Source organism: Flavobacterium sp. UBA7682 (genome assembly GCF_002482945.1).
Classification (GTDB): Bacteria; Bacteroidota; Bacteroidia; order Flavobacteriales; family Flavobacteriaceae; genus Flavobacterium.
In genome coordinates this window covers 1-17,328 of the sequence record NZ_DLGY01000047.1, presented here as the reverse complement: position 1 = coordinate 17,328, position 17,328 = coordinate 1, and the positions used below count along the sequence as shown (strand labels likewise).

The following is a 17,328-nucleotide window of genomic DNA, read 5'->3' as shown; positions in this document are numbered from 1 at the left end:
TTAGTATTTTTATAGAAACTTAATTTACAAACGGATTTATTACTTAATTATTGGGAACTATGAAAACATTAAACCAGCTCATGCAAGACATCATTCGCTTAACAACTGAAATAGAAACCAAATATCCTGAATTGTATAAATACCTTAGCGAAACACCTTTGTCGTTGTGTGAAACAACTTCAGAAAGGGTTCATACTACTGAACTCGAACAGTATCTCGAAACTTTAAAGTCTCAATTACAACACCATATAGAAACGCACAATACTAAAAGATAACAGCATTAAAAACCATATTGATTTTAAAAGACTACTTTTAATCAACAAAAACCAACAATAGACCATATCAAAATGGAAAATACCAAATTCAATATAGCCGTATTAATTGACGGCGACAACGCGCAACCCAAATTAATCAAAGAAATACTCGAAGAAGTTTCTAAATATGGTAAAGCCACCATTCGCAGAATTTATGGCGATTGGACACAATCACAAATGAATGGTTGGAAAGAAATCATCAACCAGTATTCTATAAGTCCGGTACAGAAATTTGCCTACACCACGGGAAAAAACTCAACCGACAGTTCGATGATTATTGATGCGATGGATATTTTACACGGAAAAAATATTGATGGATTCTGTATTGTTTCAAGCGATAGTGATTATACCGGTTTGGCCAAAAGAATTCGCGAAGAAGGCCTTTTCGTCATGGGTATTGGGCAAAAGAAAACGCCAAGTGCTTTCGTCCAGTCTTGTGAAATCTTTACGTTCAGCGAGAATTTGGCACCACCAATTGAAAAGCAACCGAAAGCCAAAGCCAAAACAAACACCAAAGAAGCTTCTCCAAAAGAAACAATTCCTCAAAGCAAAGTCAATTTATCTATCATTGACAAAGCATTTGAAATTTCAACTAATGAAGAAGATGAAGCTTACATTTCGCATGTTGGAACCAATTTAAGAAAAATTGACCCAAGCTTTGACTCCAGAACTTATGGTTTTAGAAACCTCACCAAACTTTTTGAAAGTATCGAAAAATACCAAGTAGTCAAAAATGAAGTCAACGGTTTAAATCATCCTTTAGTAAGATTGAAATAAAAGCACGTTGTCGTTCGTCGGTTTAATTTTACTTTTCCTACAATAAAAACCTAATAATCAGGTATTAGTCGGTATGTTTTTGTTAATTAACATTTCTTTTCAAACGGATTTGTTATTTTTGTGGTACCCAAATTTACACAAACTTAAACTTCCCCTATCATGAACAATGTCTATAATTACAGTATCGACCTAAAGAATGAGAAAAAGATTGAAAAAACTGTAGTCCTGAAGCAACTTTCTCAAAACAGCAAAGAAATTAACACGTTAGAATTTCCTAGTGATGATATTGACGCAATCATTGACGCGCTTCATCAAACAAAAAAAGCTTTTGTAGGTCTTAACGGATATCACAAAGAAGACGAAAGCATCAATCCCATCATATTAGATACTTTAGTAGAATTATTTTTCTCCGGAATTTCTATTCGTGATTTATCATCGCAATATAACTTATCGGAATTACTGATAAAAACCAACTTGGAAAAAAAAGGCATCGTCATTTTTGATGAATTTTAATGCTACATAACCAACGATACAACTAATAAAAAACACTCAAGCTTTGGGTGTTTTTGTTTTTTAAGGAAACTTTAAAAATCTGTATGTTTTTTATTTAAAAAATAGATTATTTTTGGAATTCAAAAAAACAAAAGAGTTTGTATATGAAGAAATTATTAGCTGTATTTATTTTTTGTTATGCTTCTTTTTATGCTAATGCCCAAAAGGGATATGAAATTACAATCGATTTAAAAAATTGTAATGACACGCTGGCTTATCTTACTTTCTATAGATTCGATAAAACTTTAATCAAAGATACTTGTACCACTATTAAAAACGGACGAATCGTTTTTAAAGGCAAAGACAAATTAGACAAAGGAATTTATTCATTGGTAAGCCAACAAAAAACCATACTCTTCGACTTCTTTATTGATGATGAGACACAAAAACTGGAACTCAAAAGTGAAATGGGTGCCAATTTAAATAAAGACTTAACAGCCGTTAATTCAGCTAGAGAAAATGATTTTTTTAAATACCTGAAATTCTTAGGCGACCAAAACAGAACCTTTTTCGAGTACAAACAAAAAACTGTTTTGGCGACTAAAAATGATTCTTTGGCTTTAACCAAAAAACAAAAAGCCTTGGAACAAAGCATCGTCGACTACGAAGAAAATTTCATTACCCAACACAAAGGAAGTTACATCGCCGATGTAATTAACTTGAAGACAGAAAAAGAGTTGAAAAATGTGCCCAATGCCTCAAACGGCAGACCGGATAGCATCGCTGTTTACAAATACTACAAAGAGAACTTTTGGCGCAACGTAGATTTCAAAGACGATGCCATGATGCGCAACCCGTTTTTATTCAGCAAATTGAAAACCTATTTTGACAAGGTAATAATAACACATCCGGATTCGGTTAGCGTTGAAATTGATCGCATGCTTTTAAAAACAAAACCCGAAAGTTTGATGTACAAATTACTTTTGGCGCACTTCACTTATACCTATGAAACTTCAAAAATAATGGGATTTGACAAAGTGTTTGTCCATATTTCAGACAAGTATTTTAAAACAGGTAAGGCCAACGGCATTTACGATGATGCCGATGTTGTGCAAAGAATCATCAAACGCGCTGATAAACTGAAACCATTACTCGTTGGCGCCAAAGCTCCTGATTTGTCAATGATTCGAGCCGAAGATTTTCCGAAGTTTAAAGCAATGGGGTTTGAAGATGCCAAAAACAGTGACGAAATGACCAAAGTCTTCTATAAAAACGTCAACGAAGTCAATAAAATGTTTGTCAAGCTAAGCGAGGTCAAAGCCGAATACACGATACTCGTTTTTTGGGATGTAGATTGTGGACATTGCCAAAAAGAAATTCCGGTACTGGTTAAAGCTTATCAAGAATTGCTTCAAGAGAAGAAAGATGTCAAAGTGTATAGTGTTTATACGCTACATGAAGGTGAAAAATACTTAAAATACATAGCCGATAACAAGCTACCATTTATAAATTTGTACGACGGCGCCCATTATAACAATGCCATCGAAAAATATGACGTCTACTCTACTCCGGTGATTTATGTTTTGGATAAAAACAAAGTGATTAAAGCCAAAAGAATCGATGCCGCGAATGTAAAAACCATTATTAAAGCAATTGAAACCGACCCGAGACTATAGGGCAAACCAAGCATAACTGAAACAAAAACCTGAAAGCATGAAAAAAGAACCGGAACTTTCCACTTTAACTACCGAGGAGCTTGAAAAAAGAGCCAAAACAACCAAAATGGCTACAAATTTTTTATTGGGTGTTTTAATAGTTCAATTTGCCGCTGGCGCCTATCTGACTATCAAGCAAGGTTTTAATGTTTTTGTTATTATTCCCATTGCTTTTCTTCCCTTGGTAATTTTAAACTTTACCAATCTGAAAAAAATAAAAGAAGAAATTGCCAAAAGAAACGGTTAATTATTCTTCTTCAGTATGCTGCTGAAATTTAGTTCGCTTGCTACCTTCGTACATTTCGTATTTTACAAAACGCGCTTCTAAACTTCCATTGAAAAGTTTGATTTTGCGTGAAGGACGTAGTCCGACAAACTTCAAAGCTTCTAAATTACCGGTAATAAACCAGGCATTGGTATTCGGATAATTGTTCTTCAAAGTATCGCCTAATTCACGGTAAAAACGTTCCAATTCAATATCCAAACGTTCTCCATATGGCGGATTGAAAACCATATGCAATGGTCCGACCGTTTCTTTTTTGGTATCAAAGAAATTCGCCTGACTGATGGTGATGTATTCATCCAAATTGGCATTAAGAATATTGTCTTTCGCCTTTTGAACAGCACTTGGCGCTTTGTCGTAACCAATCATATTGTGGTGGAATTCTTTGGTGCGTTTCATCAACGCATCTATAATTTGATCAAACAAATCGTTGTCCCAATCGTTCCATTTCTCGAAAGCAAATTCTTTTCGGTTGATGTTCGCCGGGATATTACACGCAATCATTGCGGCTTCCGCCAAAATCGTTCCTGAACCACACATTGGATCCAAAAAATCAGAACTTCCGTCCCAACCTGATAATAACAACATTCCGGCTGCTAAAACCTCGTTTATCGGAGCGATATTCGTAGCCGTTCTGTAACCTCTGTGATGCAAAGAAGCGCCCGAAGTATCCAGCGCTACAGAACATTGGTCACGGTCTATATGGATATTGATTCTTAAATCCGGGAAATCTTTGTCCACACTTGGACGTTGACCTGTTTTATCCCGAAATTGATCTACAATAGCATCTTTGGCCTTTTGCGATACAAACTGAGAGTGCTTAAAATTATCCGAGTGAATCGTAGTATCAATCACAAAAGTTTGGTTGGCGTTCATGTATTTACTCCAATCAATCCCTTGAATGCCTTTGTACAAATTCTGATCATTTGTAGCACGGAAATAGTAAATTGGTTTGAGGATTTTTAACGCAGTGCGCAACGACAAATTGGCTTTGTACATAAACCCTTTGTCTCCTTTAAAACTAACAGCACGCGTCCCGATTTCAACCTCTTGAGCGCCTAATTGTTGTAATTCTTTGACCAATATTTCTTCAAAACCAAAAAAGGTTTTGGCTACCATTTTAAAATTCTCCATAATTTATTCTTGTGTCACCCTGTCCCGAAGCTTCGGGAGTCGAAGGGTCAATATCTATCTCAATGACAATATCAATGCTCAATACAGTCATAAGTTCGGCAAAAATACACTAATTTTGCGGGTGAAGAATTCATTTGAAAAGAATAAATGTCAGATACTACAAATTGTAAATCCGAAAATTGGTACGCTTCCTGGTTTGATACACCTTATTACCACATTTTATACAAAGATCGAAACTACCGTGAAGCGCAAATCTTCATGGACAATCTTACCCATTATTTAAATTTACCCGAAAAAGCAAAAGTTCTTGATTTAGCTTGCGGTAAAGGCCGTCATTCCATTTATTTAAACCAATTGGGTTACGACGTAATTGGTGCCGATTTATCCGAAAACAGCATTACTGAAGCCAATAAAAATGCCAATGAAACTTTACACTTTGTCGTTCATGACAAACGCGTGCCTTTTGAAGAGAAGTATGATGCTATTTTTAACTTGTTTACCAGCTTTGGCTATTTTGAAAGCGAGGAAGACAATTTAAAAACTTTAGTGGCTATCAAAGAAAGTTTGTCCGAATATGGTTTTGCCGTAATTGATTTCATGAATGTTTACACGGTTTTAGAAAACTTAATTCCGGAAGAAACTAAGGAAGTCGATGGCATTACTTTTCATATCAAACGCAGTCATGTTAACCATTTTATCATCAAGGAAATTGATTTTGAAGCCGATGGTGAACAATTTCACTTTGAAGAAAAGGTAAAAGCTTATACTTTGGAAGATTTCCAGCGCATAATGGACCAAGCCGGAATTTACTTATTGGATACTTTTGGAGATTATAAATTGAAAAAATTCCACAAGAATACTAGCGAAAGATTAATAATGATATTTAAGTAAACGCTATAGGCAATAAGCTTTAAGCAATAGGATGAACTTAGAACCTATAACTTACAACAAAATGAATTACATACTTCCTTTACTATCAGTTCTTTTCGGCTATGCAATTGCATTGATTATTAAACCCAAAAAGAAGAACAATCTTAAACTGTTATTGGCATTTAGCGGTTCGTTTTTACTATCGCTAACCGTAATGGATTTGTTACCGGAAGTATACGAAAGTCACAATCATAGCGTTGGGATTTTTATCATGGTTGGGATTTTGTTCCAAATCATTTTAGAGTTCTTTTCCAAAGGCGCCGAACACGGTCACGTTCATGGTCACGACAAAATCAAGCAAATGCCTTGGTTGTTGTTTATCAGTTTGTGTATTCATGCTTTTTTGGAAGGCTTTCCGGTTGGACATCACCATGATTTAGCCTTCGGAATTGCAATTCACCACTTGCCTATCGCGATAATCTTGACAACCTTTTTCTTAAATGCCGAATTGAACAAAAAAGTGTTGTTTGTCTTTATGCTTTCGTTTGCCGTAATGACTCCTTTAGGAACTTTTGTTTCCGATTCAGCGCCAACAATCACAAAATATTACACCGAAATCACAGCTATTGTAATAGGAATTCTATTCCATATTTCTTCGACTATTATCTTTGAAAGTAGCGAAGGACACAAGTTTAACATTGCTAAGATTTCGATGATTATTTTGGGAATTTTGTTAGCATGTTTTGTTTAAAAATCTGAACGAAACTTAGTAACTTAGCGACTCAGAACCTTATCAACACAAAAATGTCCTTCACCAAAACCACCGAACAATCCTCACAATACGAAAGTCTCGAACAAATGTCGGTTCGCGACTTGTTAGCCAATATCAATAACGAAGACAAAACCGTGCCTCTGGCTGTGGAAAAAGCTTTGCCTCAAATTGAAACTTTGGTTTCTCAAATTGTAGCCAAAATGAAACTCGGCGGCAGATTGTTCTACATTGGTGCCGGAACTTCAGGACGTTTAGGCATTGTTGATGCTTCGGAATGCCCGCCAACATTCGGCGTTCCTTTTGATTTAGTCAACGGAATTATTGCCGGCGGTGACAAAGCCATTCGCAAAGCGGTCGAATTTGCTGAAGATGACGCATCCCAAGCTTGGAAAGATTTGCTTGCCGAAAACATAACCGAAAATGACGTCGTAATCGGCATAGCTGCTTCGGGAACTACGCCATACGTAATTGGTGGTTTAGAAAAATGTCATGAAAATAACATTATAACAGGATGTATTACTTGTAACGAAGGAAGTCCGTTAGCGTTAACAGCACAATTTCCTATTGTTGTGGTTGTTGGTCCTGAATTCGTTACCGGAAGTTCTCGTATGAAAGCCGGAACCGCACAGAAGTTAGTCTTAAATATGATTTCTACGGCAACGATGATTCAATTAGGACGCGTAAAAGGGAACAAAATGGTCGATATGCAATTGAGCAACGTAAAACTCGTTGACCGTGGCGTTCGAATGATTATGGGTGAAATTCCGGTGAGTTATGAAGAAGCTTCGGCTTTATTGGAAAAACACGGTAGCGTTAGAAAAGCTGTGGAAGCTTATCAAAGTTAGGATGAAGAAAGCAATTAAAATAGTTTTCTTTTTAATTTTTGCTACGGCCATTGGCATTTATGCTTATCGCAACTCGGTTAGAGCTTCGGTAGTCGAATATAAATCGGAACTTGATCCTGATGATTATCCCAAAACGCTCGATAGCATCAAACAAATCAGAAGCCAATTGAATGGAAAAAGTACTTCTGAAATTGGAAAATCATTCACCAACCAACTGACCAATAAAATATTTCCTTATTGGTACGGAACCAATTGGGATTTTAATGGTACCAGTCAAAAGCCAAATGAAGGTAATATTGCTTGCGGTTATTTTGTGACAACGACTCTGAGAGACTTAGGAGTTGCCATCAACCGAGTAAAATTGGCACAATGCGCTTCAGAGGAAATGATTAAGAAGTTGGTTTCAGAAGATAATATTTATCGGTTTTCGAATAAAAGCATTCAGGAATTTGAAAAAGCTTTAAAAGAAAAAGGCAATGGTATTTATGTAGTCGGTTTAGACAATCATACCGGATTCTTATATTTATCCGATGAAGGTAATTACTTTATACATTCCAGCGGTGCTAGACCTTTTAAAGTGGTCAAAGAAAAATTCATCGAATCGACTTTATTAATAAAATCAAAATACCGAGTGGCAGGCAAATTATCTTCAGATAAAAAATTACTTACTAATTGGACTAAATTGTAAAAAATATATAACCATGAAAAAAATCATAACCATAGCCATATTATTCTTCTCCATACTTTCCTATTCCCAACAAATGAGTTTGGAGAAAAGCAAATTCTATTTAGGCGGTAATCGAATTGACAGTCGCGAAGCCCGAAATTTATTTGCCACCAATGTTAAAGCAGCAGCACTTTACAAACAAGCCAAATCAAAAGAAGCTTTAGGTGGATTTTTATTAGGATTGGGAATTGGATTAACGGTCGGTGATTTGGCCATTGGTTTGTTTTCTGATAAAGATTATCCTTCGGCACTAACTTATGCCGGATTGGGTTCGATTGCCGTTTCTGTGCCGATACTTTCAGGAAGAAAAAAACGATATAAAGAAGCGATTGAAATTTACAATTCGGAACACAAAGAATTAAAATTAGGCGCAACCAATAACTCCATAGAACTCAATGCGGTTTCGAATCAAAACGGTTTTGGATTACAATTAAAATTCTAAAATATGTCAGTCAACAAAACACTACTCGATAAAGGAATTAAATACATGCTTTATGCTTTGCCTTTGATGTTTATTGGTCCGAGTGTCATTTACAATGCCTTCATCAACAAACAAAACACTTGGCATTGGTTGGTTTTAGCCATTGGAATTGTTCTTTGCTTAACCGCAGTATATTTTATGTTTAAAGGAATAAAAACGCTTACTGACGCATTGTTTGATCATGAAAAATAACTCCTATTTAGAAAGTGTTCAAAAGCAATTTCTCTATTATAAAATGTTAGGTGAAAAAGCGATGGAACAACTTGAACCTGAGCAATTATTCATTTCGGTGAATGACGACACCAATTCGATAGCAATAATTGTAAAACACCTTTCCGGAAATATGTTGTCACGTTGGACAGATTTTTTAACTACCGATGGAGAAAAAGAATGGCGTAATCGTGACGCTGAATTTGATTCCTATTTTCTTGAAAATGACAAAGCGGAACTGATGAAATTGTGGAACAGAGGCTGGGATTGTTTGTTCAATGCGATAAATTCGTTAACCGCTGAACAATTAGAAACCATTATCTATATTCGCAATGAAGGTCATACGGTTGTGGAAGCGATTAACCGTCAGTTGGCGCATTATCCTTATCACATTGGTCAAATTGTTTTTTATGCCAAAATGCTCAAAAAAGAAGAATGGAATTCGCTTTCCATTCCAAAAAATAAATCCAATAGTTACAATGCAGAGAAGTTTTCTAAAGACAAAAGCATAAAGAACTTTACGGATGATGAATTGAATAAATTAAAACGTTAAGGTTATAAGGCACTAAGTCTCTGAGGTTCTGAGAAAAACTAAACTCAAAACTAACAACATAGCAACTTAGTACCTTAGCACCTCATACACTTAGCATCTTAACCCATGAAAAAAACATCACTACTCCTACTCGCTTTAACCGTGATAGCTTGCTCAGAAAAAGAGCGCAACTGCCAAGATTTTAAAACCGGCACTTTTGAATTCTCTCAAGAAATCAATGGAAAAAAGGTCACCTCAACTTTCACACGTACCGAAACACTTCAAATAGAAACCTTTAACGGAAAAACCGATACCGCTTCTGTGCGTTGGGTAAATGACTGTGAATTTGTGTTGCAAAAATTACATCCGAAAACCATGAATGAAAAGAAAGCAATCAGCATGAAAATTTTGTTTACTAAAGACAATACCTATACCTTTGACTATTCTTTTGTAGGCGATGCGCAAAAACAACGCGGCACTGTAACAAAATTGAAATAAACGCGTTTAACCGATACAAACTTAATTTACAAACATGGAAGTATTTTTAAATCCCGATGCTTGGGTAGCACTTTTGACTTTAACTTTTTTAGAAATTGTTCTCGGAATTGACAACATTATCTTCATCTCAATCGTAACCGGAAAACTTCCTCAGGAAAAACGCAAAAGAGCCACAAGAATTGGTTTGTTTTTAGCCATGTTTATGCGTATTGGATTGCTATTCGGAATTACATTATTAATCGCTATGAAAGCTCCTTGGTTTAGTATTGATTGGGGTTGGTTTAGCGCTAGTTTCACCGGTCAAGCCATTATTCTTTTGCTTGGTGGTATATTCTTAATTTACAAAAGCACTAAAGAAATTCACGAAAAGGTTGACCACAAAGGTGAAGAAGAAAAAGACTTAAAAACTTCAGCTGCGAAATCATTTAGCAGTGTAATTGTCCAAATTCTATTAATCGATTTAATCTTTTCGGTAGACAGTATTTTAACCGCAGTTGGAATGACCAATGGTGTTGAAGGTGCCATATACATTATGGTTACTGCTGTTGTGATTTCTGTAGGCGTTATGCTTTTATTCGCTGTTCCGGTCGGCAATTTTGTGAACGCCAATCCATCCATACAAGTTCTTGGTTTAGCCTTCTTAATCTTAATTGGTTTTATGTTAATCACCGAAAGCATGCATTTATCTAATGCTTCTTTAGTAGGACAGCATGTTGGTGTAGTTCCAAAAGGCTATTTGTATTTTGCCATCGCATTCTCATTGGCTGTAGAATTCATCAATATGAAAATGCGCAAAAAGAAACACTAATAGTGAAATATCAAAAGTATAAGCTCCCTATTGATAGGGAGTTTTTTTGTCGCATCTGAGTCATTTTTTTATTTCAATACAAATTGTCCGCAGCTTCTTCTTTTTTTTAGATTTTATCCTACATTCTGTCATTTCTATGCTCCTCAACAGTTGTTAAATGATAATTATCATCTTTTTTTAATCAATAAAAGATTACTTTTACAATAGTTGAGATTGTTAAAATATAAATTTATTAGGCATAAGCATGGAAAAAAAAATAATGATTTTACAAAAATTCTCTTCTTTTAAAATTGTCCTTTTTTATACAACTGTAAGTGCTGTATATATATTCACCTCCGATTACTTCTTAGAACTACTGATTCCTAATATTAATTTACTCTCCAAACTTCAAACTATAAAAGGGCTGGCTTTTATTCTCATTACTGCAATACTACTTTACATATTGGTCAAAAGAAATATTTATAAGATATCAAGCTATTATCAAGAAATCATCGATATAAAGCAACTGTCCGATAAACAATCGATACAATCTACGGAAGAATATATTTCTTTATTTAATCACAGCCCTTTACCAATGTGGCTTTTTGATACAGAAACACTTCGCTTTATACTTGTGAATGAAGCTGCTTGCAGTCATTATGGTTTTTCGCAAGAGGAATACATGTCAATGACATTAAAAGATATTCGTCCTAAAGAAGATATACTTTTATTAGAAGAAATGCTTGCTCTTTCTTTGAAAACTAACAGTTCACTTTCGACCATTGTAAGACATCAAAAAAAAAATGGGGAAATTATTCAAGTTAAAGTAAAAACTTGTTTTGTTGCTTTTAATGGAAAAAAATTAAGACTAGCTTCTGCTGTAGATATCACAGCAGAAATGAATACCCAAAAGAAACTGACAGAGTCAAATTCGAGATTACAAATTGCAAGTGAAATTGCCAGTTTAGGTTATTGGACAAATGATTTAGTGAAGTCAGAAATCCAATGGTCTGATGAAATGCACAGAATTTTTGAAACTGACCCCAAAACGTTTGAATTGACTTTAGAGGCGATAGTAAATCGCTTTCATCCGGATGAACGATTGAAATTCAACACCCAAACATTTTCCAATTTTGACGAAAAAAACATTATAGAAAGTGAGCAGAGAATTATTACCGATTCAGGCAAAATAAAATGGATATTGGAGCGAATACATTTAATAAAGGATCATAATAATGTCCCTATTAAACTAGAAGGTATTGCTGTAGATATTACCAAAAGAAAACTACACGAACAAGAAATATGGGAAAGCAACGAACGTTTTAAATTGTTGACGAAAGCTACCATTGAAGCCATTATTGATTGGGATATTGACAGTAAAACTGTTTTTTGGGGTGATGGTTTTCACTCCTTACTAGGCTATGACCTAAGCAAAACGGATAATCGTTTATGGTCAAGTAACATACATCCTGAAGACAGAAAAAAAGTATTAAGTAATTTAAACAGAGCTTTAAAAGATCCTACAAAACAGAATTTTAATGCCGAATTCAGATTTTTAAAAGCCAACAGAGATGTTGCTTACGTACAGCACCGGAGTGTTTTAATAAGAGACATTAACGGCAAAGTGACCAGAGTATTAGGTGCTATGATTGATTTAACTGATACTTTAGAAAGAATGCGTAAGATTGAAATGCAAAATAAGGTATTAAAAGACATTTCATGGACTCAATCACATATGGCAAGAGCTCCACTTGCAAATATTTTAGGTCTCATTAATCTTATGAAAGACAATAAAAGCTTAGGTATAAACGATGAAAATCTTATTGATTATATTAGTGAATCGGCCAATAAACTGGATGATATCATACGTGATATCGTCAAAAAATCTGCCGAAACCAATAACATTGAATAAACCACAACCACCGGAAATTTACAGAAACCCGACAAGTTTTTAAAACCTGTCAGGTTTAATTATTCTAATGACAATGTAATCTGTCCGTCATCGTCCGTTTCTGTTTGGATATCATCCGAAACATTATCTTCTCCGGTTACTTCAACATCTTCCGGTTGGATTTCTTCCGGTTCCTCGAATGGTAATGGTTCTAATAAATTGACTTGTTTTAGTTTGTCTGTGGTCAATTGGTTACCAATCGCCTTAATCCCTTTCACTGAAATAAATTGTTCTAAATCAACAGTAATTGTATCTTTTTGCACACCTTTGACTTTGGCAAAAACAATTTCCGCCATTGGTCGCCAATCGGTTGAAACGATTTCTAATTGGGATTTTTCGTGTTCAGTGATAAAGATTTCTTCTTTGTTTTCGTTTTCTACTAAAAAGCGTTTCACGAAATAACGTTCCTTTTCTCCATCATAATAAATGGTTGAAATTGGTTTCTTCGGATGCCATTTTTCTAAGACAATCATATCTTCCTCAAAATGCGTGGTCAACTCAGGAACAATCGTTTTCAATTTCCCCGATTGGTTGATGATTAACAATCTATCATTTGGCCTAAATTCACCCAACAACTCGCCTCTTCCATCGACATTCAATCGTTGAACCGTATCGTCAAACCAAACTTTTCGCGGACGCAAAGTGGAGATGCCTTTTTCTTTGAGTTCGATTTTCTTAATCGGATATTTGGTTACGGTGTTTCCACGTGAAGCTCTTCCTTTGATGGCAATATCGGAGAAATCAACATCCCATTTTAGTTTTTTGACGCTACCTATTTGGCGCAATAAAATCGTCACCGTTTCCGCTTCACCATTCGGATTTGCAGAAAAATACAATACTTGACTTCCGGCTTTTTCCTGAGTCAAATCATAGAATTTATCACGAGTAACGCCCGAAACATTGAAACGCTTGATAAACGTTGAGCCGTTTTTGCCATCGCGGTACATCATATTGTAAATCGTGCGTTTGTCATTTTTATCGAAAACCGCAATATGGATAATGTCTTTGCCAACGAACTTTTTGTCGTCTACTTTGGCAATCATCATTTTTCCGTCACGCAAGAAGACAATCACATCATCAATATCAGAGCAATCAGCTACGTATTCGTCTTTCTTTAAACCAGTTCCAAAGAAACCTTCTTCTTTGTTGACGTAGAGTTTGGTGTTTCTTAAAACTACTTTCGTGGCTTCAATGGTATCAAAACTTCTTAACTCGGTTTGACGTTCTCGACCTTTGCCGTATTTGTCTTTTAGTTTTTGGAAGAAATCCACCGTATAGTCAATAATATGGTCTAAATGGTGTTTTACTTCTTCCATTTCGGCTTCCAACTTCGCAATGGCATCATCGGCTTTATCCGAATCGAAACGCGTGATACGAATCATTGGGATTTGCGTTAGCTTTTGTAAATCGTCATCATTAATTTCTCTGACAAACGACTTCAAGAAAGGCTTAAATCGGTCATACATATAAACGTAAAGCGATTCTCTGTCGGAGTACAATTTGAAATCGATATACATTTCTTCACGGATGAAGATTTTCTCCAAAGTCGAGAAATGCCATTTGTTTTCTAATTCGTCTAACTGAATTTCCAACTCGCGTTTGAGTAAATCAACCGTTCGGTGCGTCGAAATTTTCAACATATCCGAAACACCGATAAACAACGGTTTGTGGTTTTCAATTACACAACCTAATGGCGCTACAGACGTTTCACAAGCGGTAAATGCATAAAGTGCATCTATAGTTTTATCCGGAGAAACACCCGGCGGAAGATGGATTAAAATCTCTACTTCGGCAGCGGTATTGTCTTCTATTTTTTTGACTTTGATTTTCCCTTTTTCATTGGCTTTCAAAATACTGTCAATCAGCGTTGACGTATTGGTTGAAAATGGAATTTGGGTAATCACCAACGTTTGTTTGTCGAGCTGACCAATTTTGGCACGCACACGAACACGTCCGCCACGCAAACCGTCGTTATAATTAGAAACATCGGCAATACCGGCGGTTGGAAAATCAGGAAATAAAGTAAATGGTTTGTTCTTTAATATTTTAATCGAAGCATCTATCAGTTCGTTAAAGTTGTGTGGTAAAACTTTAGTCGATAATCCAACAGCAATTCCTTCGGCACCTTGCGCTAACAACAACGGAAACTTTACCGGAAGATTAATCGGTTCGGCACGACGACCGTCATACGACATTCCCCATTGGGTGATTTTTGGGGAATATAACACATCGTGGCCAAACTTAGAAATACGTGCTTCAATATAACGTGAAGCCGCAGCACTATCACCCGTGAGGATATTTCCCCAGTTTCCTTGCATGTCGATAATCAAATCTTTTTGCCCTATTTGCACCATTGCGTCACCAATACTCGCATCTCCGTGAGGATGATACTGCATCGTGTGTCCAACGATGTTCGCCACTTTGTTGTAACGACCATCATCCAACTCTTTCATCGAATGCATGATACGACGTTGCACCGGTTTGAATCCGTCTTCAATCGCAGGAACCGCACGCTCGAGAATTACATAGGAAGCATAATCCAAAAACCAATCTTTGTACATGCCTGTAACTTTGGTAATGGTGTCTTCCGGGTTTTCGTCGTTTTCGTAGAAATGGTTGCCCGAAGATTTAATGTCTTCAAAGCCTTCTTCCAGTGCGTCATCGCCCGTAGATTCGTTCAACTCGTTGTTGCTTTCGTCTTCGTTTGGGATGATATCGTCTTCTTCTTCGTCTTTCATTTATGCTGAATTTATTTCAGTATCTTTTATATTTTAAAAAGAATATTTTTCTTTACAAATATGTTTTTGTGATTCTACTAAAATGCCGTTTGTATCCTTAGTTTTTATTTGTAATGTATTACATTCTTTATGATCATTACTTTTGATGATAAAAAATGTAGCCGAAAAACTAAAAATAAAAATGACTACAACTATGAGTATGGTTTTCGTATTCATATAAATTAATTCTTCTCAACAACATCCAATTCCACTTTCAAATTATTGATAATAAAAACCTGTCTGTCCGGTGTGTTTTTCCCCATATAGAATTCGAGTAAGGTTTCAATCGATGTAGATTTGTCTAACATCACCGGATCAAGTCGAATGCTTTCGCCAATAAAATGTTTGAACTCATCGGGTGAAATTTCCCCTAATCCTTTGAATCGTGTGATTTCAGGTTTTGGTTTTAGTTTTTCAATCGCATCAACACGTTCTTGGTCGCTATAGCAATAAATGGTTTCCTTTTTGTTTCGCACGCGGAATAAAGGCGTTTGCAAAATGTATAAATGGCCGTCTTTAATCAACTCAGGAAAGAATTGCAAAAAGAAAGTGATCAACAGCAAACGAATGTGCATACCGTCAACATCGGCATCGGTTGCAATTACGATATTGTTGTAACGCAAATCGCCCATGTCTTCTTCGATGTCTAAAGCCGCTTGGAGTAAGTTGAATTCTTCATTCTCATAAACAATCTTTTTGGTCATGCCATAAGAATTCAATGGCTTACCACGCAAACTAAATACCGCTTGTGTATTCACGTCTCGCGATTTGGTAATGGAACCTGAAGCCGAATCACCTTCGGTAATGAAAAGCGTGCTTTCTAAACTTCGTGGGTTTTTCGCATCGGTTAAATGCACGCGACAATCACGTAGTTTTTTATTGTGCAGACTCGCTTTTTTGGCTCTGTCTTTGGCTAATTTTCTAATACCCGATAATTCTTTACGCTCGCGTTCGGCCTGAAGAATTTTGCGCAATAGTAAATCGGCTACTTCAGGGTTTTTGTGTAAAAAGTTATCGAGTTTGGTTTTGATGAAATCGTTAACAAAAGTACGCACTGATGGACCTTTCGGACCAATATCGGTTGAGCCTAATTTGGTTTTCGTTTGTGATTCAAAAACCGGTTCTTCGACTTTTACCGCAATAGCAGAAACAATCGATTTACGAATGTCAGACGCTTCGAAAGGTTTGTTGTAAAACTCTTTGATGGTTTTGACAATTGCTTCGCGGAAAGCACCTAAATGCGTTCCACCTTGGGTTGTATTCTGACCATTGACAAACGAATGGTATTCTTCTGAGTACTGTGATTTACTGTGTGTTAAAGCAATTTCAATATCATCACCTTCCAAATGAATCACCGGATATTGCATGTCCTCTTCAGAAATGGTTTCTTCCAGTAAATCCTTTAATCCGTATTCGGAAATGTATTTTTCACCATTGTAATAAATCGTTAAACCTCGATTTAGATAACAGTAGTTTTTGAGCATCTTGATGATGTACTCATTTCGATATTTGTAATTTTTGAAAATGGTTTCATCGGCTACGAAAGACACTTTGGTTCCTCTGCGTTTAGTCGATTCTACTAAGTCCTCTTCAATGGTTAGATTTCCGGCGGAGAATTCGGCTGCTTTTTGTTGGTTATCCCGAACCGATTCCACACGAAAATAATTCGATAAAGCATTTACTGCTTTGGTACCAACTCCATTCAAACCTACGGATTTCTTAAACGCTTTGGAGTCGTATTTTCCTCCGGTATTCATTTTGGAAACCACATCAACGACTTTCCCTAACGGAATGCCGCGACCGTAATCACGTACGGTTACCAGTTTGTCTTTGATCGTAACTTCAATGACTTTTCCCGCGCCCATCACAAATTCATCGATACAGTTGTCGATGGTTTCTTTGAGCAATATGTAAATACCATCGTCGGGTGAAGAACCGTCACCGAGTTTCCCGATGTACATTCCGGGACGCATTCGGATGTGTTCTTTCCAGTCGAGTGAACGGATATTGTCTTCGGTATATTGATTTTGTTCTGACATTATAAAACTAACGATTTTAACTGCGTTCAATTCGGTCGTTGCATTTTGCAACAACCTCGGGTCTGCTAATATAGTGGAATTAGGATGATTCTTGAAATGATATTTATCAAAGTTATTAAGAATG

18 protein-coding genes are annotated in these 17,328 nt (G+C 36.1%); 15 read left to right on the top strand and 3 right to left on the bottom strand.

Annotation, left to right across the window (positions count from 1 at the left end):
• Positions 1-59: 59 nt before the first annotated feature.
• The 5 genes from B3C16_RS14825 (at position 60) to B3C16_RS14805 (ending at position 3,545) form a co-directional block, all read left to right on the top strand.
• On the top strand, positions 60-275 hold the full coding sequence (locus tag B3C16_RS14825) for a hypothetical protein (RefSeq protein ID WP_121313773.1): 216 nt from the start codon (positions 60-62) through the stop codon (positions 273-275).
• Positions 276-347: 72 nt separating this feature from the next.
• The gene (locus B3C16_RS14820) at positions 348-1,091 is read left to right on the top strand and encodes an NYN domain-containing protein (RefSeq protein WP_121313774.1); all 744 of its coding nucleotides are present in this window, start codon (positions 348-350) and stop codon (positions 1,089-1,091) included.
• A 159-nt stretch (positions 1,092-1,250) separates the two neighbouring features.
• A complete protein-coding gene (locus B3C16_RS14815; protein ID WP_121313775.1) occupies positions 1,251-1,604 on the top strand; it encodes a hypothetical protein in 354 nt (117 codons plus the stop codon).
• A gap of 143 nt (positions 1,605-1,747) precedes the next feature.
• A complete protein-coding gene (locus B3C16_RS14810; protein ID WP_291132965.1) occupies positions 1,748-3,259 on the top strand; it encodes a redoxin domain-containing protein in 1,512 nt (503 codons plus the stop codon).
• 37 nt (positions 3,260-3,296) lie between these two features.
• On the top strand, positions 3,297-3,545 hold the full coding sequence (locus B3C16_RS14805; protein ID WP_121313777.1) for a redox-active disulfide protein 2: 249 nt from the start codon (positions 3,297-3,299) through the stop codon (positions 3,543-3,545).
• Here the strand turns inward: B3C16_RS14805 and B3C16_RS14800 are convergent, their stop codons facing one another.
• The gene (locus B3C16_RS14800; protein WP_291132963.1) at positions 3,546-4,715 is read right to left on the bottom strand and encodes a THUMP domain-containing class I SAM-dependent RNA methyltransferase; all 1,170 of its coding nucleotides are present in this window, start codon (positions 4,713-4,715) and stop codon (positions 3,546-3,548) included. It lies immediately after the preceding gene.
• 147 nt (positions 4,716-4,862) lie between these two features.
• On the opposite strand from B3C16_RS14800, the gene B3C16_RS14795 reads away from it, so the two are divergent.
• The 10 genes from B3C16_RS14795 to B3C16_RS14750 all read left to right on the top strand — a co-directional run bounded on the left by B3C16_RS14795 (position 4,863) and on the right by B3C16_RS14750 (position 12,349).
• Positions 4,863-5,606 (top strand): class I SAM-dependent methyltransferase, encoded by a 744-nt coding sequence (locus B3C16_RS14795; protein WP_291132961.1) that lies wholly within the window; start codon positions 4,863-4,865, stop codon positions 5,604-5,606.
• A 61-nt stretch (positions 5,607-5,667) separates the two neighbouring features.
• Entirely contained in the window at positions 5,668-6,336 is a 669-nt protein-coding gene (locus tag B3C16_RS14790; protein ID WP_291132959.1) for a ZIP family metal transporter, read from the top strand.
• A gap of 53 nt (positions 6,337-6,389) precedes the next feature.
• Entirely contained in the window at positions 6,390-7,202 is an 813-nt protein-coding gene (gene murQ / locus B3C16_RS14785; RefSeq protein WP_291132957.1) for an N-acetylmuramic acid 6-phosphate etherase, read from the top strand.
• 1 nt (position 7,203) lies between these two features.
• Positions 7,204-7,890, top strand: a complete 687-nt coding sequence (locus B3C16_RS14780) for a hypothetical protein (protein ID WP_291132955.1) — start codon at positions 7,204-7,206, stop codon at positions 7,888-7,890.
• A 13-nt stretch (positions 7,891-7,903) separates the two neighbouring features.
• The gene (locus B3C16_RS14775) at positions 7,904-8,371 is read left to right on the top strand and encodes a hypothetical protein (RefSeq protein WP_291132953.1); all 468 of its coding nucleotides are present in this window, start codon (positions 7,904-7,906) and stop codon (positions 8,369-8,371) included.
• Between the two features lie 3 nt (positions 8,372-8,374).
• Entirely contained in the window at positions 8,375-8,602 is a 228-nt protein-coding gene (locus tag B3C16_RS14770) for a DUF6095 family protein (RefSeq protein WP_121313783.1), read from the top strand.
• Positions 8,592-9,173 (top strand): DUF1572 family protein, encoded by a 582-nt coding sequence (locus B3C16_RS14765; protein WP_370453644.1) that lies wholly within the window; start codon positions 8,592-8,594, stop codon positions 9,171-9,173. Before B3C16_RS14770 ends, B3C16_RS14765 begins: the two co-directional genes overlap by 11 nt.
• A gap of 105 nt (positions 9,174-9,278) precedes the next feature.
• Positions 9,279-9,650, top strand: coding sequence for a DNA topoisomerase IV (locus B3C16_RS14760; RefSeq protein ID WP_121313784.1), 372 nt, complete (start codon positions 9,279-9,281; stop codon positions 9,648-9,650).
• A gap of 34 nt (positions 9,651-9,684) precedes the next feature.
• Positions 9,685-10,458: a TerC family protein gene (locus B3C16_RS14755; protein ID WP_121313785.1), complete on the top strand. Its 774-nt coding sequence runs from the start codon at positions 9,685-9,687 to the stop codon at positions 10,456-10,458.
• A gap of 244 nt (positions 10,459-10,702) precedes the next feature.
• Positions 10,703-12,349, top strand: coding sequence for a PAS domain-containing protein (locus tag B3C16_RS14750; protein ID WP_291132950.1), 1,647 nt, complete (start codon positions 10,703-10,705; stop codon positions 12,347-12,349).
• Between the two features lie 59 nt (positions 12,350-12,408).
• Here the strand turns inward: B3C16_RS14750 and B3C16_RS14745 are convergent, their stop codons facing one another.
• Positions 12,409-15,126: a DNA gyrase/topoisomerase IV subunit A gene (locus tag B3C16_RS14745; RefSeq protein ID WP_291132948.1), complete on the bottom strand. Its 2,718-nt coding sequence runs from the start codon at positions 15,124-15,126 to the stop codon at positions 12,409-12,411.
• A 221-nt stretch (positions 15,127-15,347) separates the two neighbouring features.
• Positions 15,348-17,204, bottom strand: coding sequence for a DNA topoisomerase IV subunit B (locus tag B3C16_RS14740; protein WP_291132991.1), 1,857 nt, complete (start codon positions 17,202-17,204; stop codon positions 15,348-15,350).
• Between the last annotated feature and the right edge of the window lie 124 nt (positions 17,205-17,328).